General features: G+C 74.7%; 21 protein-coding genes. 13 read left to right on the plus strand and 8 right to left on the minus strand.

Going from position 1 to position 20,077, the window contains the following annotated elements; all coding sequences use genetic code 11:
• Positions 1–5: 5 nt before the first annotated feature.
• The 3 genes from ACI79Z_RS08120 (at position 6) to ACI79Z_RS08130 (ending at position 2,069) form a co-directional block, all read left to right on the plus strand.
• On the plus strand, positions 6–908 hold the full coding sequence (locus ACI79Z_RS08120) for an ATP-binding cassette domain-containing protein (RefSeq protein WP_456902292.1): 903 nt from the start codon (positions 6–8) through the stop codon (positions 906–908).
• The gene (locus ACI79Z_RS08125; protein ID WP_456902293.1) at positions 905–1,648 is read left to right on the plus strand and encodes an ABC transporter permease; all 744 of its coding nucleotides are present in this window, start codon (positions 905–907) and stop codon (positions 1,646–1,648) included. Before ACI79Z_RS08120 ends, ACI79Z_RS08125 begins: the two co-directional genes overlap by 4 nt.
• A 73-nt stretch (positions 1,649–1,721) precedes the next feature.
• A complete protein-coding gene (locus tag ACI79Z_RS08130; protein ID WP_456902294.1) occupies positions 1,722–2,069 on the plus strand; it encodes an iron chaperone in 348 nt (115 codons plus the stop codon).
• On the opposite strand, the gene ACI79Z_RS08135 is transcribed toward ACI79Z_RS08130, so the two are convergent.
• Genes ACI79Z_RS08135 through ACI79Z_RS08145 form a run of 3 tightly spaced genes read right to left on the minus strand, consistent with a single transcriptional unit; the run spans position 2,066 to position 6,045 of the window.
• Entirely contained in the window at positions 2,066–3,220 is a 1,155-nt protein-coding gene (locus ACI79Z_RS08135; RefSeq protein ID WP_456902295.1) for a serine hydrolase domain-containing protein, read from the minus strand. The genes ACI79Z_RS08130 and ACI79Z_RS08135 overlap by 4 nt on opposite strands.
• Before the next feature lie 29 nt (positions 3,221–3,249).
• Positions 3,250–3,798 carry a DUF1990 family protein gene (locus ACI79Z_RS08140; RefSeq protein ID WP_456902296.1) on the minus strand — a complete coding sequence of 183 codons (549 nt, stop codon included), beginning with the start codon at positions 3,796–3,798 and terminating at the stop codon, positions 3,250–3,252.
• Between the two features lie 54 nt (positions 3,799–3,852).
• Complete coding sequence (locus ACI79Z_RS08145) at positions 3,853–6,045, minus strand: MMPL family transporter (RefSeq protein ID WP_456902297.1); 2,193 nt, start codon at positions 6,043–6,045, stop codon at positions 3,853–3,855.
• A gap of 463 nt (positions 6,046–6,508) precedes the next feature.
• On the opposite strand from ACI79Z_RS08145, the gene ACI79Z_RS08150 reads away from it, so the two are divergent.
• Positions 6,509–7,366 carry a HipA family kinase gene (locus tag ACI79Z_RS08150; protein ID WP_387986331.1) on the plus strand — a complete coding sequence of 286 codons (858 nt, stop codon included), beginning with the start codon at positions 6,509–6,511 and terminating at the stop codon, positions 7,364–7,366.
• Positions 7,363–7,755 (plus strand): DUF3037 domain-containing protein, encoded by a 393-nt coding sequence (locus ACI79Z_RS08155; protein WP_387986328.1) that lies wholly within the window; start codon positions 7,363–7,365, stop codon positions 7,753–7,755. The genes ACI79Z_RS08150 and ACI79Z_RS08155 overlap by 4 nt, the downstream gene beginning before the upstream one ends.
• Positions 7,756–7,789: 34 nt before the next feature.
• Here ACI79Z_RS08155 and ACI79Z_RS08160 read toward each other — a convergent pair whose 3' ends face one another.
• The 4 genes from ACI79Z_RS08160 to ACI79Z_RS08175 all read right to left on the minus strand — a co-directional run bounded on the left by ACI79Z_RS08160 (position 7,790) and on the right by ACI79Z_RS08175 (position 11,374).
• On the minus strand, positions 7,790–8,083 hold the full coding sequence (locus tag ACI79Z_RS08160) for a 4a-hydroxytetrahydrobiopterin dehydratase (RefSeq protein ID WP_387986325.1): 294 nt from the start codon (positions 8,081–8,083) through the stop codon (positions 7,790–7,792).
• Positions 8,084–8,095: 12 nt separating this feature from the next.
• A complete protein-coding gene (locus ACI79Z_RS08165; protein ID WP_387986322.1) occupies positions 8,096–8,806 on the minus strand; it encodes a phosphoadenylyl-sulfate reductase in 711 nt (236 codons plus the stop codon).
• 166 nt (positions 8,807–8,972) lie between these two features.
• Entirely contained in the window at positions 8,973–10,646 is a 1,674-nt protein-coding gene (locus ACI79Z_RS08170; protein ID WP_387986317.1) for a nitrite/sulfite reductase, read from the minus strand.
• 257 nt (positions 10,647–10,903) lie between these two features.
• A complete protein-coding gene (locus ACI79Z_RS08175) occupies positions 10,904–11,374 on the minus strand; it encodes an RrF2 family transcriptional regulator (RefSeq protein ID WP_387986314.1) in 471 nt (156 codons plus the stop codon).
• A gap of 70 nt (positions 11,375–11,444) precedes the next feature.
• Here ACI79Z_RS08175 and ACI79Z_RS08180 point away from each other — a divergent pair, with 70 nt between their 5' ends.
• Complete coding sequence (locus tag ACI79Z_RS08180; protein WP_456902298.1) at positions 11,445–12,206, plus strand: NUDIX domain-containing protein; 762 nt, start codon at positions 11,445–11,447, stop codon at positions 12,204–12,206.
• A 56-nt stretch (positions 12,207–12,262) separates the two neighbouring features.
• Here ACI79Z_RS08180 and ACI79Z_RS08185 read toward each other — a convergent pair whose 3' ends face one another.
• Positions 12,263–12,436 carry a CsbD family protein gene (locus ACI79Z_RS08185; RefSeq protein ID WP_387986309.1) on the minus strand — a complete coding sequence of 58 codons (174 nt, stop codon included), beginning with the start codon at positions 12,434–12,436 and terminating at the stop codon, positions 12,263–12,265.
• Positions 12,437–12,803: 367 nt separating this feature from the next.
• On the opposite strand from ACI79Z_RS08185, the gene ACI79Z_RS08190 reads away from it, so the two are divergent.
• The 7 genes from ACI79Z_RS08190 (at position 12,804) to ACI79Z_RS08220 (ending at position 20,058) form a co-directional block, all read left to right on the plus strand.
• A complete protein-coding gene (locus tag ACI79Z_RS08190) occupies positions 12,804–14,468 on the plus strand; it encodes a peptide ABC transporter substrate-binding protein (RefSeq protein WP_456902299.1) in 1,665 nt (554 codons plus the stop codon).
• A 144-nt stretch (positions 14,469–14,612) separates the two neighbouring features.
• The gene (locus ACI79Z_RS08195; protein WP_387986303.1) at positions 14,613–15,536 is read left to right on the plus strand and encodes an ABC transporter permease; all 924 of its coding nucleotides are present in this window, start codon (positions 14,613–14,615) and stop codon (positions 15,534–15,536) included.
• Positions 15,529–16,500 (plus strand): ABC transporter permease, encoded by a 972-nt coding sequence (locus tag ACI79Z_RS08200; protein ID WP_456902300.1) that lies wholly within the window; start codon positions 15,529–15,531, stop codon positions 16,498–16,500. Before ACI79Z_RS08195 ends, ACI79Z_RS08200 begins: the two co-directional genes overlap by 8 nt.
• The gene (locus tag ACI79Z_RS08205) at positions 16,497–17,558 is read left to right on the plus strand and encodes an ABC transporter ATP-binding protein (protein WP_456902301.1); all 1,062 of its coding nucleotides are present in this window, start codon (positions 16,497–16,499) and stop codon (positions 17,556–17,558) included. The genes ACI79Z_RS08200 and ACI79Z_RS08205 overlap by 4 nt, the downstream gene beginning before the upstream one ends.
• Positions 17,542–18,678, plus strand: a complete 1,137-nt coding sequence (locus ACI79Z_RS08210) for an ABC transporter ATP-binding protein (protein ID WP_456902302.1) — start codon at positions 17,542–17,544, stop codon at positions 18,676–18,678. The genes ACI79Z_RS08205 and ACI79Z_RS08210 overlap by 17 nt, the downstream gene beginning before the upstream one ends.
• Positions 18,679–18,769: 91 nt before the next feature.
• Positions 18,770–19,666, plus strand: coding sequence for an N-acetyl-1-D-myo-inositol-2-amino-2-deoxy-alpha-D-glucopyranoside deacetylase (mshB, locus tag ACI79Z_RS08215; RefSeq protein WP_387986296.1), 897 nt, complete (start codon positions 18,770–18,772; stop codon positions 19,664–19,666).
• On the plus strand, positions 19,663–20,058 hold the full coding sequence (locus ACI79Z_RS08220; protein ID WP_456902303.1) for a hypothetical protein: 396 nt from the start codon (positions 19,663–19,665) through the stop codon (positions 20,056–20,058). Before mshB ends, ACI79Z_RS08220 begins: the two co-directional genes overlap by 4 nt.
• Positions 20,059–20,077: the final 19 nt, after the last annotated feature.

Genomic DNA, 20,077 nt, shown 5'->3' on the forward strand with positions numbered 1-20,077 from the left:
TCCGCGTGATCGAGGTCGACGGGCTGACCAAGCACTACCGGACGCGGGTCGCGGTCGACGACGTCGGCTTCACCGTGCACCCGGGCCGGGTGACCGGCTTCCTCGGCCCGAACGGCTCGGGCAAGACGACGACGATGCGCTGCGTGCTCGGCCTGACCCGGCCCACCGCCGGGACGGCGACGGTGCTCGGCGTGCCCTACCGCGACCTCGACGTGCCCATGCGGCGGGTCGGCGCGCTGGTGGACCCGCGGGCGCGCCATCCCGGCCGCACCGCGTACGCGCACCTGCTCGCGCTGGCGCAGGGCAACGGCCTGCCCGCCTCCCGGGTGGACGACGTCGTCGAGCTGGTCGGCCTCGGCGCGGTGGCGCACGAGCGGGTGCGCGGCTTCTCGCTGGGGATGGGCCAGCGGCTCGGCATCGCCGCGGCGCTGCTCGGCGACCCCGAGGTGCTGCTGCTCGACGAGCCGGTCAACGGCCTGGACCCGGAGGGCATCCGCTGGGTGCGCGGCCTGCTGCGCGACCTCGCCGACGAGGGCCGCACGGTGCTGGTGTCCAGCCACCTGATGAGCGAGATGGAGGACACCGCCGATCACCTGGTCGTGCTCGGCCGCGGCCGGCTGCTCGCCGACGTCCCGATGGCCGACCTCCTCGGCCGGCACGCCGCGGTGCGCGTGCGCAGCCCGCAGGCGCCGCTGCTGGCCGCCGCGCTGCGCCGGGCCGGGGCCGGGGTGGCGCTGGAGACCGACGGCGCGCTGCGGGTGGAGGGCCTCGCCCCGGCCGCGGTGGGCGACGTCGCCTTCGCCGCGCGGGTGCCGGTGCACGAGCTGACCCCGGTGGTCGCCTCGCTGGAGGCGGCCTACCTGGAGCTGACCGGCGAGGACGTCGAGTACCGGGCGGGTGCGGCGTGAGGGTCGGCCTGACGGCGGTGCTGCGCGCCGAGTGGACCAAGCTGCGGACGCTGCGCTCCACCTGGTGGTGCAGCGCCGTCTACCTGCTCGTCGTCGGCGCGTTCGGGTGGCTGGCCGCGGCCACCACGCCGACGGCGCCGGACCCGGACGCCGCGGTCGGCGTCGCGCTGATCGGGTTCGCCTTCGGCCAGGTGGTGCTCGTCGTCCTCGGGGTGCTCGCGGTCACCGCCGACCTGGGCAGCGGGATGGCGCTGTCCTCGCTGGTCGCCGTGCCGCGCCGCACCCGGCTGCTGGGGGCCAAGACGGCCGTCGTCGCGGCGTGGGCGGCGCTGCTCACCGCGCTGCTGGTGGCCGCGTGCGCCCTGGCCGCGCGGACGCTGGTCGCGGTGCCCGGCGGCGTGCCCCTCGACGACCCGGACGTGCTGCGGTCGGCCGGCCTGCAGGTGGCCGGCGCGGTGCTGGTGACGGTGCTCGCCGCCGGGCTCGGGGCCGTGCTGCGCTCGACCGCCGGCGCGCTCGGGCTGGGCGTCGCGCTGGTGTTCGTCGCCCCGCCCGCGCTGGCGCTGGCCGGCGGGCGGACCGCCGAGCTGCTGTCGCAGGCGCTGCCGGCGCTGCGGGTGGGCGGGGAGCCCTTCCTCGCCGTCCCGACGAGCTGGCAGGTGGGCCTGGCGGTGTCGGCGGCGTGGGCGGTCGCCGCCTGGGTGCTGGGCGCGGGCCTGGTCGAGCGCCGCGACGCCTAGCGCCGCGCGGTCTGGCGCCCGAGCCGGCCACCCGGCAGCATCCCGGCAGCCGCGCGACCCCGAGGAGCCCGCGATGCCCGTCCCCGCCACCGTCGAGGAGTACCTGGCGGCCCTGCCCGAGGAGGCCCGGACGGCGCTGGAGCAGGTGCGTGCCGCCGTGCTCCGCGGCATGCCCGGGGCCACCGAGACGATCCGCTACGGCATGCCGGCCGCCGTGCTCGGCGGCCGCTACGGCCTGCACTACGCCGCCTGGAAGCGGCACGCGGCGCTCTACCCGGTGCCCCTGTTCGACGGCGACCTGGAGGCCGAGGTCGCGCCGCACCGCTCGGGCAAGGACGCGGTGCACCTGCCCTACCGCCGCCCGGTGCCCGAGGACCTGGTCGAGCGGGTGGCCGCGGCGGTGGCGGCCCGGCGCGCCTAGCGGGGACCGGACGCGACCGCGCGGAAGGCCACCGAACGGAAGGCCTCGAAGAGCGCCGGCGGCGCCGGCGAGGACCACATCTGGTTGGTCAGCAGGACCGCGGTGGTGCCGGTGACCGGGTCGGTCCACCAGGTGCTGCCCAGCCCGCCGTCCCAGCCGAAGGAGCCGGCGTGCCGGCCGCCGGGCTCGTCGGTGCGGCGGACGCCGAGGCCCAGGCCCCAGCCGCCGCCCTCGTCGTCGACCGGGCCGGCCTGCTCGGTGAGCATCGCCCGCACCGTCTGCTCGCGCAGCACCGGCTCCCCGCTGGCGAGCAGCACCCGGGCGAGGACGGCGAGGTCGTCGACGGTGGAGACCAGGCCGTCCCCGCCGTCGGGGAAGGGCGGCGGGGACGCCCACTGGCCGTCGGCGGGGTCGTACAGCTGCCGCCGGCCCCGCTCGTCCGGCGGCGTCCAGTGCGGGCCGAACCGGCCGCGGGCCGGCGCCGGCACGCCGAAGCCGGTGTCGGTCATCCCGAGCGGGACCAGCACCCGCTCGGCGAGCACCTCGGGCAGCGGCCGGCCGGCCGCGCGGGCCACGAGGACGCCGAGCACGCTCGCGCCGGTGTGGTAGAGCCAGCGCTCGCCGGGCTGGTGCGCCAGCGGGACGCCGGCCACCCGGCGCAGCCACTCGTCCGGCGGGGGAGCGGCCTGCGGTGCCGGCGGCCCGGCGGGCAGGCCCGCCTCACCGAGCGCGGCGACGGTCGGGGTGGGCCACGGCGCGGTGAAGTCGATGCCCAGGCCGAGCCGGGAGGTGAGGACGTCGCGCACCGTGACCGCCCGCCGCGCCTCGACCGTGCCCGCGCCCGCGTCGGCGGGGTCGGCGAGCACCCGCCGGCCGGCCAGCTCGGGCAGCAGCCGGTCCACCGGCTCGTCGAGGGCCAGCGTGCCGTCGTCGACGAGGGTGAGCGCGGCCGTGGCCACCACCGGCTTGGTCACCGAGGAGATGCGGAAGACGGTGTCCGGGGCGACCGGGTCGTCCCCGCCCGGGGTGTGGGTGCCTGCCGCGCCGCGGGCCACCTCGTCCCCGCGCCGCACCAGCCACGCGGCGCCCGGCACCGCCCCGGCCGCCACGGCGCCGGACACCACCTGCTCGATCTCCTCGGCCGGACCCATGCAGGGGTGACCGCCCGGGGAGCCCGGGCTCATCGGTCGCGGGCGGCCCGGCGCAGCGTCGCCCGGTAGCGGGCGGTGGCCAGCCGCTGCAGGGCCCAGCTCGCCGGCGGCACGAGGCGGGCGGCGGGGGAGGCCAGCCGGGAGAACACCCGGATCGAGGCGACGACGTCGCCGCCGGGGTCGAGCCGGACGGTGAAGCACTCCTCGCCGCTCTCGGGGTGGCCGGGCAGCGAGCCGTAGGCGAAGCCGCGCTCGTCGCCGGTCGTCGACGCCCAGACGACCCGGCAGGGGATGTCGTAGCCCAGCCGCGGCAGCCCCGCGGTGAGGACGACGACGGTGCCGACCTCGCCGGGCGAGCCGGTCGCGCGCACCCGCAGGCCGGTGCTGCGCTGCGGCGCCCAGGCGAACACCGCCGCGGCGACCCGCTCGAACGCCGCGCGGCCGGAGCCGACGACCTCGGTCCACGTGCCGGTGCGGTAGCCGGCGGGGAGCTCGGCGGCGCGCGTGGCGCCGACCTCGGCGTAGGTGAGCGGCGCGTCGCGCAGGTCGGCGGGGGAGACGGCACGGAGGAGACCCATGGGCCGAGTCTGTGCGCCGTGCCACGGCGACGGGCGGTGGCCGGCGCCGCCGGCTCAGCGCACCCCGGCCAGGTGCCGGCCGGCCGCGTGCACGGGCGCGACGTCGGACTCGCGGATGCCGTAGCGGGCGTAGAGCCGGCCCAGCGGCCCCGGCGCCCACCAGTTGGCCCGGCCCAGCAGCCGCATCGTCGCGGGTACCAGCAGGGTCCGCACCACCGTCGCGTCGACCACGATGGCGATGAGCATGGCCACGCCGATCATCTTGATCAGCACGACGCCGGAGACGGAGAACGCGCCGATCACCACGAGCAGCAGCAGTGCCGCGCTGGTGATGATCCCGCCGGTGCGCTGCAGCCCGGTGGCGACGGCGGCGGTGTTGTCGCCGGTCAGGTCGTACTGCTCGCGGATCCGGGACATGAGGAAGACCTCGTAGTCCATCGACAGCCCGAAGACGATGGCCAGCACCAGGATCGGTGAGGTGGCCTCGATGAACCCGGTCGGGGTGAAGCCCAGGACGCCGGAGAGGTTGCCGTCCTGGAAGATCCACACCAGCGCGCCGAAGGAGGCGCCCAGCGACAGGACGTTCACGAGCACGGCCTTGAGCGGCAGCACGACCGACCCGAAGGCCAGGAACAGCAGGACGAACGACGTCACCGCCACCAGCAGCGCCATCCAGGGCAGCAGCGCACCCAGGCTGTCCAGCAGGTCGGCGTACACCGCGCCGGTGCCGCCGACGAGGACCTCGGCGCCGTCCGGCGCGGGCACCTGCCGGACCGCGGCCACCAGGTCCCGGCCCTCGGCCCCCATCGCGTTCACGTCCGCGGCGACCACCACCCGTGCCGTGCTGCCGGCGACCTCGGCGACCGTGGCGCCGTCCACCCGTGGGACGGCCTCGACGGCGGCGACGTAGGACTGCAGCGCAGCGCTGCCCTCCGCCGTGTCGGCAGGAGCGGGGAGGGTGAGGACCGCCTCGACCGGACCGGACGGGCTCGGCGGGAAGTCCCGCTCGATCGTCTCGGCGACCACCCGGCTCTCCGCGCCCTCGGGCATGGCGCGCACGTCGATGCCGCCGAACTCCGCGCGCGTGAACGGCAGGGCCAGCGCGACGAGCAGCGCCCCCACGACCAGCGTGTACAGGATCGGACGGCGCATGACGCTGTGCGCGATGCGGTACCAGACCCCGTTCCGTTCGACGTCCGCGTGCGCCGGGCGCCGCCGTCGACGCACCGGGCGCCGCACCGACAGGGCGTCGACGCGGGGACCGAGCACGGCCAGCAGCGCCGGCAGCAGGGTGAGTGCGGCGAGCATCGCGATGAACACGGCGCTCATGCCGCCGAAGCCCATCGACCGCAGGAACACCTGCGGGAAGATCAGCAGGCCCGCGAGTGAGACCGCCACGGTGATGCCGGAGACGGCGACCGTGCGCCCGGCGGTCGCCATGGTCCGGGCGAGGGCGTCCTCCACCGTCGCCTGCCGGCGCACCTCCTCGCGGAACCGGCTGACCACGAACAGCCCGTAGTCGATGGCCAGCCCGAGGCCGAGCACGGTGACCACGTTGACCGCGAAGATCGACACGTCGGTGACCAGTCCGAAGGCGCGCAGGGCCGCGAACGAGCCGAGGATCGCGGTCACCCCGATCGCCAGGGGCAGGGCGGCCGCGGCGAGGCCACCGAAGACGACGACGAGCAGGACCGCCAGGACCGGCAGCGAGATGGTCTCGGCCGTCGCGATGTCCTCGCTCACCAGGACGTTCATGTCCCGGTTGAGGGTCACCTCGCCGCCGATCCGGGTGGTCAGCCCAGGGGCGGCCAGGTCGCCCTCGATGGCGTCGAGGACGTCCTCGCGCCCGTCCTCGTCGCCGCGCAGGCTGAGGACGGCGTAGGTGCTGCGCCGGTCCTCGCTCACCAGGGAGGACGCGCCCGTGTCGAACCAGGACACCGTGCGCAGCACGTCGTCCTCGGGCAGGGCGCCGAGCGTGGAGGTGACCGCCTCGGCGTAGGCCGGGTCGTCGACCGTCGACGCGTCGCTGGAGTACAGGACGACGACGTCGGCCGCGCTGCGGCCCAGCTCGTGCTCGGCCACCTCGGCGGCCCGGGAACTCTCGCTGTCGGGGTCGAAGAACCCGCCGCCGGTCATCTGGCCGAAGACGCCGGTACCCCAGACGCCGGCGAAGGCGACGAACGCCACCGACAGCGCCAGGACCCACCGGCGCCTCCGGTACACGGCGCGACCCAGTGCCTCGAACACGGTCCCTCCCTCGTCCCGGTGGCCGGGCCGGTCGCCCCTCGGCCGGCGGCGGCAGCCCTGCGTCCGCCGATGGTCGGGGGACGCGGGAGCGGGGGCCGTCGTCCCGGCGACACGGGCGCGGCTCGGGGTCCGGCGTGACACCGGACAGCCGGCACCGGGGGAGCACCCGCACCCGACCCCGTCCGTCCACAGCGCGCTCCGCCCGTCGCCCCCGTGGTGCCCCGGGAGCGTGTGACAGCCGTGCACGTCCCCGTGCGGCCGCAGCATGACGGTCGGGTCCGCGTCGGGGAAGGCGGAGCGACGCGGGATCGTCGCCTCGACGCCCCGGCCGGGTCGGCGGCGGGGTGGCGGGGGCGCGTGGCCCGCCTGGACGGGTGAGCGGTGTGTCGCGCAGGCCCTCGGGCGACACGGCCCGGAACGGGCCCGTGGTCGGGATCCGGACCGGCGTAGGTTGACCGGCACTGTGCTGCCCGCCGTCACCGCCACCCGCTACGTCACCCCGCTGCGCGAGGGGGGCTCGCTGCCCGGGCTCATGGAGGCCGACGACCTCGGCACCTACGTGGTCAAGTGGCGGGCCGCCGGCCAGGGCGTGCGGGTGCTGGTGGCGGAGGTGGTGTGCGGCGAGCTGGCCCGGGCGCTGGCGCTGCCGGTGCCGGCGCTGGTCACCGTCGACGTCGTCCCGGAGCTGGCCGTGGGCGAGCCCGACCCCGAGGTGCAGGAGCTGCTGCAGCGCTCGGCCGGGCGCAACCTGGGGCTGGACTACCTGCCCGGCGCCCTGGACTTCGAGGCCGGGGTGGGCGAGGTCGAGCCCGAGCTGGCCGGCCGGGTGCTGTGGTTCGACGCGCTGGTGGGCAACGTCGACCGGTCCTGGCGCAACCCCAACATGCTGTTCTGGCACGGCCGGCTGCAGCTGATCGACCACGGCGCCGCGCTCACCTTCCACCACTCGTGGGCGGGGGCGCCGGCCGCCGTCGCCCGCCCCTACGACGCCGCCCAGCACGCGCTGGTGGAGTGCTCGCCGGACCTGCGCGCCGCCGACGCCGACCTCGCGCCGCGGGTCACCCGGCCGCTGCTGGAGCGGGTGCTGGCACAGGTGCCCGACGACTGGCTCGAGGGACCGGAGCCCGGCGAGCCGCCGGCCGCCGTCCGGGAGCGCTACGCGTCCCAGCTGCTGGCCCGCCTGGCCGCCCGCGACGCGTGGCTGCCCGGCGTGGTGGCCGCGGCCGCCGCGGGCGCGGGGGCACGCCGCCGCTCGCCGCGCGGGGAGAACCGGCCGGCCTGGCTGGGCCCGCCCCCGCCGCCGGGGGTGACCCAGCGGTGAGCCGGGAGACCTTCGAGTACGCCGTCCTGCGGGTGGTGCCGCGGGTGGAGCGGGGCGAGGCGCTCAACGCCGGCGTCCTCGTCTACTGCCGGCAGCGCGACTACCTGGGCAGCCGGGTGCACCTCGACGTCGACCGGCTGCGCGCGCTGGACCCGACCGCCGACCCCGCCGCCATCGGCCGCGCGCTGCAGGCCGCCGCCGACGTGTGCGCCGCCGACCCCGCCGCCGGCGCCGCGGGCCGGGAGGCGCTCGGCTCGCGGTTCCGCTGGCTCACCGCGCCGCGCAGCACCGTCGTCCAGCCCGGCCCGGTGCACACCGGGCTCACCGAGGACCCCGACGCCGAGGCCGACCGGCTGCTGCGGCTGCTGGTGCTGCCGGTCGAGGACTGAGCACCGTCCGGCGGGCCGGGACGGGGTCCTCCGCCTAGCCGGGCAGCAGCTCGTCGATGCGGCGGGCGAGCTCGAGGTCGAGCGCGCTCACCCCGTCCTCGGAGTGGCTGACGAGGGTGAGGTGCAGCGTCCGCCAGCGCAGGTCGACGTCGGGGTGGTGGTCCATCTCCTCGGCGACGTCGGCGATGGCGACGATCGCCTCCACCGCGGCGCGGAACGAGGACAGCTGCACGGTCCGGTGCAGGCCGGTGACGTCACCGGACCACAGCGGCAGCGCGCGCAGCCCGGCCGCGACCTCGTCGGGGGACAGGCGCGGCGGCCGGGGCACGTCGGGATGCTCCTACAGGTGCAGGCCGCACTCGGTCTTGCCGCGGCCGGCCCAGCGCCCGGCACGCGGGTCCTCGCCCGGAGCGACCGGGCGGGTGCACGGCGCGCAGCCGATCGAGGCGTACCCGATCTCCTGCAGCGGGTTGACCGGCACCTGGTGCTCGGCGATGTAGGCGTCGACGTCGTCCTGCGTCCAGGCGGCCAGCGGGTTGACCTTCACCATGCCCCGCTTGGCGTCCCAGTCGACGACCCTCGTGCCCGCGCGGGTGGCGGCCTCGTCGCGGCGGACGCCCGAGCCCCACGCGGCGTAGCCGGCCAGCGCGGTGGCCAGCGGCTGCACCTTGCGCAGCGAGCAGCACAGGTCCGGGTCGCGGTCGTGCAGCGCCGGGCCGTGCTCGGCGTCCTGCTCGGCCACCGTCCGCGGCGGCGTCACGTTCACGAGCGTGATGGGCAGGACGCTGCTGATCCAGTCCCGCGTGCCGATCGTCTCGGCGAAGTGGTAGCCGGTGTCGAGGAAGACCACGTTGACCCCCGGCACCGCCCGGGAGGCCAGGTGCGCGAGGAGCCCGTCGGCCATCGACGAGGTGACGGCGAAGTCGTCGCCGAAGGTCTCCCCGGCCCAGCGCAGCACGGCGAGGGCCTGCTCGACGGGGTCGGCGATGCCCTCGAAGCGGGCGTCGGCCTCGGCGGCGAGCTCCGGCGTGGGCCGGACGGCGGTCGTCATGCCTGCACTCCTGTCCCGGTGAGCCGGACGGTGAAGGTCCGCAGGCACGCGGCGCAGTGCCACTCGCCCCCGTCCCCGTGCGGGGTCAGCTCCTCGTCCCCGCAGTACGGGCAGTGGAACACGGGCAGCTGGCGCTGCCTTCCCGACGGGGACGGCTCCTCCTCGCTCACAGCAGCCAGGCCTCCTCGGCGCGGGCCACGTAGGCGGCGAACCGCTCGCCGGGCTCGCGCCGCTCCAGGTAGCCGCGCAGCACCCGCTCGCAGTAGTCCGCCGTCTCGGCCTTGGTCACCTTGTGGCCGCGGAACTTGCGGCCGAAGGCGGCGTCGACGCCGAGGTGGCCGCCCAGGTGCACCTGGAAGCCCTCGACCATCTCGCCGTTCCCGTCGCGGACCATCGAGCCCTTGAACCCGATGTCGGCGGTCTGGAAGCGGGCGCAGCTGTTCGGGCAGCCGTTGACGTTGATGCCGATCGGCTCGTCGAAGCCGGGCAGCCGCTTCTCCAGCTCGGCGTAGAGGTCCTGGGCGTGCTGCTTGGTCTCGACGATGGCGAGCTTGCAGAACTCCAGGCCGGTGCAGGCCATGGTGCCGCGGCGGAAGGCGCTCGGGCGCACCAGCAGGTCGTGCTCGGCGAGCGCGGCGACGAGGTCCTCCACGTGCTCGTCCGGCACGTCCAGGACGACCATCTTCTGCTGGGTCGTCGTCCGGATGCGGCCCGCGCCGTACTCGTCGGCGAGGTCGGCGATCCGGGTGAGCACCGTCCCGCTGATCCGGCCGGTGCGCAGCGCGAAGCCGACGGCGTTGCGGCCGTCCTTCTGCCGCGCGACGCCGACGTGGTCGCGGGACTCGTTCTTCGGCGGCGCGGCCGCGGGGCCGTCGGGCAGCGCGCGGTGCAGGTACTCGTCCTGCAGCACCTGCCGGAACCTCTCGGGACCCCAGTCGGCCATCAGGAACTTGATCCGGGCCCGGTTGCGCTGCCGGCGGTAGCCGTAGTCGCGGAAGACCGAGGTGCAGGCCGCCCACACCTCGGTCACCTCCTCGGGTCGCACGAACACGCCGACGCGCTGGGCGAACATCGGGTTGGTCGACAGGCCGCCGCCGACCCACAGGTCGTAGCCGGGCTCGCCGTCGGGACCGACGACGCCGACGAAGGACACGTCGTCGATCTCGGGCTCGGTGCAGTGGTCGACGCAGCCGGACATCGACGTCTTCCACTTGCGCGGCAGGTTGCTGAACGCGGGGTCGCCCACGTACCGGGCGACCGTCTGGGCCATGACGTCGGTGGCGTCGACGACCTCGTCCTCCAGGACGCCGGCCAGCGGGCAGTTGAGCATGCCGCGCGGGGTGTCGCCGCAGGCCTCGGTCGTGGTCATGCCGACGGCCTCGAGCCGGTCCCAGATCTCGGGGACGTCCTCGATGCGGATCCAGTGGTACTGGATGTTCTGCCGGTCGGTGACGTCGGCGACGTCCCGGCCGAACTCGGTGCTGATGGCGCCGAGGGTGCGCAGCTGCTCGCTGGTCAGCGCCCCGCCGTCGGTGCGCACCCGCATCATGAAGTAGGAGTCCTCGAGCTCCTCGGGCTCCAGCACGGCGGTCTTGCCGCCGGGGATGCCCGGGGCCCGCTGGGTGTAGAGGCCCATCCACCGCATCCGGCCGCGCAGGTCGCCGGGGTCGATGCCGTCGAAGCCGGTCCGCGAGTAGATGTCGAGGATCCGCTGACGGACCTCGAGCCCGTCGGAGTCCTTCTTCATCCGCTCGTTGGGGTTCAGCGGCTCCCGGTAGCCCAGCGCCCACTGACCCTGGCCACGCTGGGGCCGGTTGCTCGGACGGGGAGGTGCGGACACGGTGCACTTCTTCCTGCGCCGTCCGCGCCGGTCTGCACCCGCGCGGAGGGCGCTGCCAGGTCGGGGTCGCGGCTGCGGGCCGCGGGGGAGGACTGGTGGTCAGCGCGGGGCGCGACAGACGGCGCTGCTGACGAGGGCGAGGTCGACGTGCAGACGCGCGACGAGGAGGCTGCCGCGGTCCGTCACGCCACCCATGGTCGCACACGTCCGGCTCCGGCCGGTGTGAGCTCGGGAGGCGGCGTCCGCAGGGGGCGTCGTCAGGGGGTCTCGTCGCCGAACGAGCGCCAGGCGCTCTCGACGGCGGCGAGCTCCGCCACGTACCCGGGCAGCTTCCCGGCGACGACGTCGGCGAGGGTGACCTCCTCCAGCACCCGCCGGTAGGCGGCGCGGGCGGCGACCCACACGCTGGCCAGCTCCTCGGCGGCGCCGGGGTAGCTGACGTCCTCGGGCCGCTGCCCGTGCACCTCCGCGAGGAAGCCCTGCTCCACCCGCATGACCCGGGCGATGGAGATCTCCGACGGCGGCAGCGCCAGCCGGTACCCGCCCTCGCGGCCCCGCTGGCTGGTGACCAGCCGGGCGTGCTGGAGGTCGCCGAGGATCCCCTGCAGGAAGCGCGAGGGGAGGCCCTGGTTGGTCGCGATCCGGTCGCAGGTCATGGCGCCCGGCGCCGCGGCGGCCAGCTCGAGGGCCGCGCGGACGGCGTAGTCGACCCGGGCGGTGATGCGCACGGTGCTCCCTCCTGCGGGCCGGCTGCCGGGTCCCGCGGGCCCATCCTGCCCGGTCTGCGAGGGTGACGGCGTGTACCGGCTGCGCTTCACCACGGTCGTGGCGGCGCCGCTGACCGTCGCCTTCGACGTCGCCCGGGCCCTCGGCCGCCCCTGGCCGTTCCCGCTGGAGGAGGTCGAGTCGGTCCGCCCGGTGCGCGACCTGTACGCCGCGGGGCCGGGGCGGAGGTGGCGCAGCCTCACCCACGAGCGCCGGTTCACCGCGACCGGCGCCGGCACCGTCGTCGACGAGCAGGTCGACTGGGACACCGGCCTGCCCGGGGCGCTCGGCGGCCTGGTCGACCAGACCGTCCTGCGCCGGCGGGTGCTGCGGGCGATGCGCCGGCACCTGGACGGCTACGCCGCCGCGGCCGCGCTGCGCGCCCTCGACGTCGTCCAGGTGGTGGGCGCGGCCGTCGTCCGCGGGGACCGGGTGCTGGTCGCCCAGCGCGGGTCGGGGCCGCTCGCGGGGCTGTGGGAGTTCCCCGGCGGCAAGGTGGAGCCGGGGGAGGACGACGTCGCGGCGCTGGTGCGCGAGTGCGCCGAGGAGATGGGGGTCCTCGTGGCGCCCCAGGCGTTCCTCGGCGAGGTGCCGCTGGACGGCCGGGTGGCCGGCGGGGCGCCCGGCGCCTCGACGCTGCGGGTCTGGTGGGCCCGGCTGGCCTCCGGCGAGCCGGTCGCGCACGAGCACCGCGAGCTGCGCTGGGTGGGCGCCGGCGACCTCGACGGCCTGGACTGGATCGCCGCCGACCGTCCCCTGCTGCCCGCGGTCCGGGACCTGCTCGGCCGCCTCTGAACGCACCAGGGGCGCCGTCCCGTGCGGAACGGCGCCCCTGGTGCAGTCGTCCGGGCTCAGCCCTTGAAGACGTCCTTGACCTTCTCGCCGGCCTGCTTGAGGTTGCCGGCGGCCTTGTCGTTGGCGCCCTCGGCCTGCAGGTCGCGGTCGCCCGTGGCCTCGCCGACGCGCTCCTTGCCCTCGCCCGCCAGCTCCTGGGCCTTGTTCTGCAGCTTGTCGATGCCGCTCACGGTGGACTCCTCCCTCTCGGATGGCCGTGGAGTACCCGGGAGTAGGCTCAGCACACCCGGTTCGCCTGAACGGCGGAAGTCCTCCGGGGTGAGCAACTGCAGACCGCAAGCCCTGCGGTCCGCGCCCTCGTCGACCGCTGCTGTTGCACTGGTGTGACAGGAGTCGTGAGCCTCGGTCACAAATCGGTTGCGGACGTGGACGGTCCTCGTCGGGGTGCCTAGGGTCGCCCACGGCGTACCGGCTCCGTTCCGCGGTGTTCACCCGGAGGACGCCGACGCCCGGCCAGTGCGCCCGGGTGCGCGGTGTCCCGGCACGCAGAGACCAGTCCGTTCCCCCCGCACACGCGGGACGAGGGAGGCAACACACGTGAAGTTGAGCAAGCGCCGGTCGGCGCTCGTCGCCGTCGGCCTGTCCGGCGCCCTCCTGCTGTCCGCCTGTGGCGGCGGCAACGACGACAGCGGCTCCGGCGACGGCGGCAGCGGCGGCGCGAGCGGCGGCACCTTCAGCGTCTACATCGGTGAGCCGGAGAACCCGCTCGTCCCGGGCAACACCACCGAGTCCGAGGGTGACCAGGTCGTCAACTCGCTGTGGACCGGCCTGGTGAAGTACGCCGAGGACGGCTCCGTCGAGTACTCGGGTGTCGCCGAGTCGATCGAGTCCGAGGACAACACCACCTGGACCGTCACGCTCAAGGACGGCTGGACCTTCCACGACGGGACCCCGGTCGACGCCGAGTCCTTCGTCAACGCGTGGAACTACACCGCCTACAGCCCCAACGCCCAGGGCGCCGCGTCCTACCTGTCGCGGATCGCGGGCTACGCCGACCTGCAGGCGCCGACCGACGACGCCGGCAACGTGACCGGTGAGCCGGCCGCCCAGCAGATGAGCGGCCTGCAGGTCGTCGACGACCGCACCTTCACGGTGACGCTGTCCGCGCCGTTCTCGAACTTCCCGGCGGTCGTGGGCTACAACTCCTTCTACCCGCTGCCGCAGGCGTTCTTCGACGACCCCGAGGCCTTCGGCACCAAGCCGATCGGCAACGGCCCGTTCAAGGCCGACGAGGACTTCGTCCCGGGCCAGGGCATCACCCTGACCCGCTACGAGGACTACGCCGGCGACGACGCCGCGCAGGCCGACGGCATCGAGTACGTCGTCTACGCCGACGTCAACACCGCCTACACCGACGTGCAGGCCGGCAACCTCGACATCGTCGACGTCATCCCGCCGGACGTCATCGAGTCGGCCCGGTCCGAGTTCGGCGACCGGTTCATCGAGACCGAGTCCTCGCAGATCACCTACCTCGGCTTCCCGACCTACGACGAGCGCTTCGCCGACCCGCGGGTCCGCCAGGCGATCTCCATGGCCGTCGACCGGGACGCCATCTCGGAGGCGATCTTCCAGAGCACCCGCGTCGCGGCCGACTCGTTCATCCCGCCGGTCGTCGACGGCTACCGCGAGGGCAGCTGCACCTACTGCACCTTCGACCCGGACCAGGCCAACCAGCTGCTCGACGAGGCCGGCTTCGACCGCAGCCAGCCGGTCGACCTCTGGTTCAACGCGGGCGCCGGCCACGACGCGTGGATGGAGGCGGTGGGCAACCAGCTGCGCGAGAACCTCGGCGTCGACTACGTCCTGCAGGGCAACCTCGACTTCGCCGAGTACCTGCCCCTGCTGGAGTCGCAGGGCGGGACCGGGCCCTTCCGCTACGGCTGGAGCTTCGACTACCCGGCCCCGGACAGCTACCTGACGCCGCTGTTCACGACCCAGTCGCTCGCCCCAGCCGGCTCGAACTACTCCTTCTGGACCAACCCCGAGGTCGAGAGCCTGATCAGCCAGGGTGACCAGGCCGAGAGCCCCGAGGCCGGTGTGGAGAACTACCAGGCGGCGGAGGACATCATCGCCGAGGAGATGCCGATGGCGCCGATGTTCTTCACGGAGGTCCAGTCCGTGACCTCCGAGAACGTCTCCAACGTCCGCCTGGACCTGTTCCAGCGGATCGTCACCTCCGAGGTCACCGTCAACAACGCCTGACCCCACCCCGCAGGACCTGCACCACCCGCCGGGGGCGCCCGTCCGACCAGGACGGTCGCCCCCGGCGGCGCGTGTGCGGGCCTGCGGGCACGATGGACACCGGCGCCGCCGCGACCCGGCGGCGCACACACCCCGAGGGGGACCATGGGCCGCTACGTCGCGCGCCGCCTGCTGCTCACCATCCCGGTTCTGCTGGGCGCCTCGTTCCTGATCTTCGCGATGGTCTACGCCCTGCCGGGCGACCCCATCCGCGCACTGGGTGGTGACCGTCCGCTCTCGCCCGCCGTGGTCGCCGAGCTGCGCGAGCGGTTCAACCTCAACGACCCCCTGTACGTCCAGTACTGGGAGTACCTGAAGAACCTGTTCCAGGGCGATCTGGGCACCGACTTCCGCGGCCGGCCGGTGTTCGACACCATCGAGCGCGCGCTGCCGGTGACCGTGAAGCTCGCCCTCACCGCGGTCGTCTTCGAGATCCTCATCGGCCTGGTCGCCGGCGTGCTGGCCGGCATCCGGCGCAACAGCTTCTTCGACAACGTGGTGCTGGTCTCGACGACGCTGATCGTCTCGATCCCGATCCTGGTCCTGGCCTTCTTCGCCCAGCTGCTCTTCGGCCTCAAGCTCGGCTGGTTCCCCATCGCCGGGACCAACGAGGGGCTCTACAGCTACCTGCTGCCCGGCCTGGTCCTCGCGTCCGGGTCGCTGGCCTACGTGGCCCGGCTGACCCGCACCAGCCTCGCGGAGAACCTGCGCGCCGACTACGTGCGGACGGCGCGCGCCAAGGGCCTGCCCAAGCGGACGGTCATCGTCCGCCACACGCTGCGCAACAGCCTGATCCCGGTCGTCACGTTCATCGGCGCGGACATCGGCGCGCTGTTGGGCGGGGCGATCGTCACCGAGACGGTGTTCAACCTGCCCGGCATCGGCCGGGAGGTGTTCAACGCGATCCGCTCCCAGGAGGGCGCGGTCGTCGTCGGCATCGTCACCCTGATGGTGTTCTTCTTCATCTTCTTCAACCTGGTCGTGGACGTGCTCTACGCCGTCCTCGACCCGAGGATCCGCTATGACTGACCAGCAGCAGCTGGACCTGCGCAAGGACGAGGTGGAGGCCGGCACCACGACCGGGCTCGCCAGCCCGTCGGTCGACGTCACCGAGGAGCGGCAGAACAGCCTCTGGAGCGACGCCTGGGGCGAGCTGCGGCGCAACCCGCTGTTCTGGATCGGCGCCGTCCTCGGGCTGTTCTTCCTCCTGATGGCGCTGTTCCCGCAGGTGTTCGCGCGCGGCGCCGACCCGCGCTCCTGCGACCTGTCCAACTCCCGGGCCAGGCCCTCGGCGCAGCACTGGTTCGGCTTCGACACCCAGGGCTGCGACTACCTGGCCAACGTGGTCTACGGCGCCCGCAACTCGCTGATCATCGGTGTCATCGCCGTGCTGGTCATCCTGCTGCTCGGCGTCCTCGTCGGCGCGATCGCCGGCTACTACGGCGGCCTGACCGACGGGATCCTCGCGCGGATCGCGGACATCTTCTACGCGCTGCCGCTCATCCTCGGCGCGCTGGTGCTGCTGCGGGTGGGCCCCTCGACCGACATCCCGGTCATCAACAGCCGCGGGCCGGGCGCGGTGGCCATCGCGCTGGCACTGTTCGGCTGGATGACGGCGATGCGGCTGGTCCGCTCGCAGGTCATCGCGGTCAAGAGCTCCGACTACGTGTCCGCCGCCCGCGCGATGGGGGCGTCCGGCCGGCGCATCCTGCTGCGGCACATCCTGCCCAACGCCGTCGCCCCGGTGCTGGTCTACGCGACGATCACCATCGGCGTGATCATCGCCGCGGAGGCGACGCTGACCTACCTCGGCGTGGGCCTGCAGCGGCCGGCCATCTCCTGGGGCCTGCAGATCGAGGCGGGGCAGGACTCCATCCGCACCGCACCGCACCTGGTGCTGTTCCCCAGCCTGATCCTGACCCTGACCGTGATGGCGTTCGTGATGATGGGTGACGCCCTGCGCGACGCCCTCGACCCGAGGCAGCGCGCATGACCAACCTCGACCTGACCAAGCCGACCGCGGAGCTCGCCGGACAGGGCACGCCCCTGCTCGAGGTCGACGACCTGCACGTGGAGTTCCGCACCCGCGCGGGCACGGTGCACGCCGTCAACGGCGTGAGCTACAGCCTGGCGGCGGGGGAGACCCTGGCCATCCTCGGCGAGTCCGGCTCCGGCAAGTCCGTCTCGGCCCAGGCGATCATGGGGATCCTCGAGACCCCGCCCGCGGTCATCACCGGCGGCGGCATCTGGTTCCAGGGCAGGAACATGCTGGAGATGTCCGCCGAGGACCAGCGGAAGATCCGCGGCCCGGGCATCTCGATGATCTTCCAGGACGCCCTGTCGTCGCTGAACCCCGTGTACAGCGTGGGCTTCCAGATCGGCGAGATGTTCCGGGCGCACCGCGGGACGAGCAAGAAGGAGGCCCGCCAGCGGGCCATCGAGCTCATGGACCGGGTGCGCATCCCGGCGGCGGCCCGCCGGGTCGACGACTACCCGCACCAGTTCTCCGGCGGCATGCGCCAGCGCGTGATGATCGCCATGGCCATCGCTCTGGACCCGCGGATCCTCATCGCCGACGAGCCGACCACCGCCCTCGACGTCACCGTGCAGGCGCAGGTCATGGACCTGCTCAAGGACCTGCAGGAGGAGACGGGGATGGGGCTGATCCTCATCACCCACGACCTCGGCGTCGTCAACGAGGTCGCCGACAACGTCGCGGTCATGTACGCCGGCGAGATCGTCGAGCGGGGTACCGTCGACGACGTCTTCACCCGCCCCGCGCACCCCTACACCGAGGGGCTCATGGGCTCGGTGCCGCAGGTCGAGGCGAAGGGCGGGCGGCTGCAGCCGATCGCCGGCCAGCCCCCGAACCTCGCGCGCATCCCCAGCGGCTGCCCGTTCCACCCGCGGTGCCCGCACCGCCGGCTCGGCGCCGCGGCCGCGCCGGGGCGGGAGTGCGCCACCGACGTCCCGCCGCTGCGGCTGGTCGTGCCGGGACGCGAGGCGGCCTGCCACTACAGCGAGGAGGTCCTCGGTGTCGCAGCCGAGTGAGTCCGGCGCCACCGCGGCGTCGTCCCTGTCGAAGTCGTCGCCGTCCACCGAGGCGGTGCCGGGCGCCCCGACGCTGGCCAAGCCGGCGCCGTCGGGTGCCCGGGGCGCGATGGGGGAGCCGCTGCTGGAGATCCGCGGGCTGCAGAAGCACTTCCCGCTGACCCAGGGCATCGTCTTCAAGCGCACCATCGGCCACGTCCGCGCGGTCGACGGCGTGGACCTCACCCTGCGCCGCGGCGAGACCGTGGGCCTGGTCGGCGAGTCCGGCTGCGGCAAGTCGACGGTGTCGAAGCTGATCGTTGCGCTGGAGCGGCCGACCGCCGGGTCGATCCTCTACAAGGGCAAGGACGTCGCCCGCATGGGCGGCCGGGCGCTGAAGGACTACCGGCGCGAGGTCCAGATCATCTTCCAGGACCCGTACGCGTCGCTGAACCCGCGGATGACCGTCGGCGACATCGTCGCCGAGGGCTGGGCCGTGCACGACGACGTCGCCCCGCGGAAGGGCCGGCTCAAGCGCACGCAGGAGCTGCTCGACCGCGTCGGCCTCAACCCCGACTACGTCAACCGCTACCCGCACCAGTTCTCCGGCGGCCAGCGGCAGCGCATCGGCATCGCCCGGGCGCTGGCGCTGCAGCCGGAGGTCATCGTCTGCGACGAGCCGGTGTCGGCGCTCGACGTCTCGGTGCAGGCGCAGGTGGTCAACCTGCTCGAGGACCTGCAGGACGAGTTCGGCCTGTCCTACCTGTTCATCGCGCACGACCTGTCGGTGGTGCGGCACATCTCCGACCGCGTCGCGGTGATGTACCTCGGCAGCATCGTGGAGGAGGGCACCGACGAGGAGGTCTACGCCTCGCCGTCGCACCCCTACACCCAGGCCCTGCTGTCCTCGGTACCGCTGCACGAGCCGCACCTGCGTGGGCAGAAGGACCGGATCCTGCTGCAGGGCGACGTCCCCAGCCCCGCGGACCCGCCCTCGGGCTGCCGCTTCCGCACCCGCTGCTGGAAGGCGCAGGACGTCTGCGCGCAGGAGGCCCCGGCGCTGGTCGACCGCGGCCAGGGCCACCCCTCGGCCTGCCACTTCGCCGAGGCCCGGACGGTCGTCCCGGTCGACGCGGAGTAGCGCCTGCCGCACCACGACGGCGCGGTGGCCACCTCCCGGGGTGGTCACCGCGCCGTCGTCGCGTCCGGGCGCGGTGGGAGACTGTGCGCCCGTGACCGCCGCCCGCCGCATCCTCCTGGTCCACGCCCACCCCGACGACGAGACGATCACCAACGGCGCGACGATGGCGCGCTACGTCGCCGAGGGAGCGCAGGTCACGCTGCTCACCTGCACGCTGGGGGAGGAGGGCGAGGTCCTCGTCCCGGAGCTGGCGCAGCTGACCTCCGACCAGGCCGACCAGCTCGGCGGCTACCGGATCGGCGAGCTGGCCGCCGCGATGGCCGCCCTCGGCGTCACCGACAGCCGCTTCCTCGGCGGCGCCGGCCGCTACCGGGACTCCGGGATGGTGGGGACGCCGGCCAACGGGCACCCGCGCGCCTTCTGGAACGCCGACCTCGACGAGGCGGTGGGTGCCGCGGTCGCCGTCGTGCGGGACGTGCGGCCGCAGGTCGTGGTCACCTACGACGAGAACGGCGGCTACGGGCACCCCGACCACATCCAGGCCCACCGGGTCGCGATGGCCGCCGTCGAGCGCGCCGCCGACCCCGCGTGGCGACCCGAGCTGGGCGCGGCGTGGGACGTCGCCAAGGTCTACTGGGCGTGCGTGCCGCGGTCGGTGCTGCGCGAGGGCGCCGAGGCCCTGGCCGCGCTGGGGGAGGCCGCGCCGTTCGAGCAGCTCGGCGAGGTCGACGACGTCCCCTACGCCGTCCCCGACGAGCTGGTGACCGCCGCCGTCGACGGCCGCGCGTACGCCGCCCGCAAGGACGCCGCCATGCGGGCGCACGCCACGCAGATCACCGTCGACGGGCCGTTCTTCGCGCTGTCCAACAACCACGGCCAGGAGGTGCTCGGCGTCGAGCACTACCGGCTGGTGCGCGGCGAGCGCGGCCCCGCGGGGGACGGGCCGCACGGCTGGGAGGACGACCTGTTCGCCGGCCTGGACGCGTGAGCCGGGTCCCCGGGCTGGTCCTCGCCGGGCTCGCGGCGGTGCTGACCGCCGGGTGGCTGGCGCTGGTCGAGGTCTTCTGGCTGCCGCTGCGGGTGGCCGGCGTTCTGCTGCCGCTGTCGGTCCTGGCCGCCGTCGCCGGCAACTACCTGCTGGTCACCGGCGCGCACCGGCTCACCGGCTCGCGCGTGGTCGCGCTGCTGCCGGCGGTCACCTGGCTGGTGGTCGCGGTCGCCGCGATGGTGCCGCGGCCCGAGGGCGACCTGGTCGCCGTCGGCACCGGCGGGCTCGGCGCGGTCACCCTCGCGTTCCTCGGCCTCGGGGTGCTCGCCGCGGCGGTCGCCGTGGGCCGGGTGCTGGCGACGCCACGCCGTCCGGCCGGCCCGCCGGCCTGAGGGTCGGCGCGCCGCCCGC

The sequence above is a fragment of the Geodermatophilus sp. SYSU D00663 genome, from assembly GCF_054050655.1.

Bases quoted from the DNA above. Each gene is read 5' to 3' on its own strand.
- ACI79Z_RS08195 (WP_387986303.1), top strand. From the start codon at position 14,613: ATGGGCCGCTACGTCGCGCGCCGCCTGCTGCTCACCATCCCGGTTCTG.
- ACI79Z_RS08165 (WP_387986322.1), bottom strand. From the start codon at position 8,806: ATGACGACCGCCGTCCGGCCCACGCCGGAGCTCGCCGCCGAGGCCGAC.
- ACI79Z_RS08200 (WP_456902300.1), top strand. From the start codon at position 15,529: ATGACTGACCAGCAGCAGCTGGACCTGCGCAAGGACGAGGTGGAGGCC.
- ACI79Z_RS08140 (WP_456902296.1), bottom strand. From the start codon at position 3,798: ATGGGTCTCCTCCGTGCCGTCTCCCCCGCCGACCTGCGCGACGCGCCG.
- ACI79Z_RS08205 (WP_456902301.1), top strand. From the start codon at position 16,497: ATGACCAACCTCGACCTGACCAAGCCGACCGCGGAGCTCGCCGGACAG.
- ACI79Z_RS08130 (WP_456902294.1), top strand. From the start codon at position 1,722: ATGCCCGTCCCCGCCACCGTCGAGGAGTACCTGGCGGCCCTGCCCGAG.
- ACI79Z_RS08135 (WP_456902295.1), bottom strand. From the start codon at position 3,220: ATGGGTCCGGCCGAGGAGATCGAGCAGGTGGTGTCCGGCGCCGTGGCG.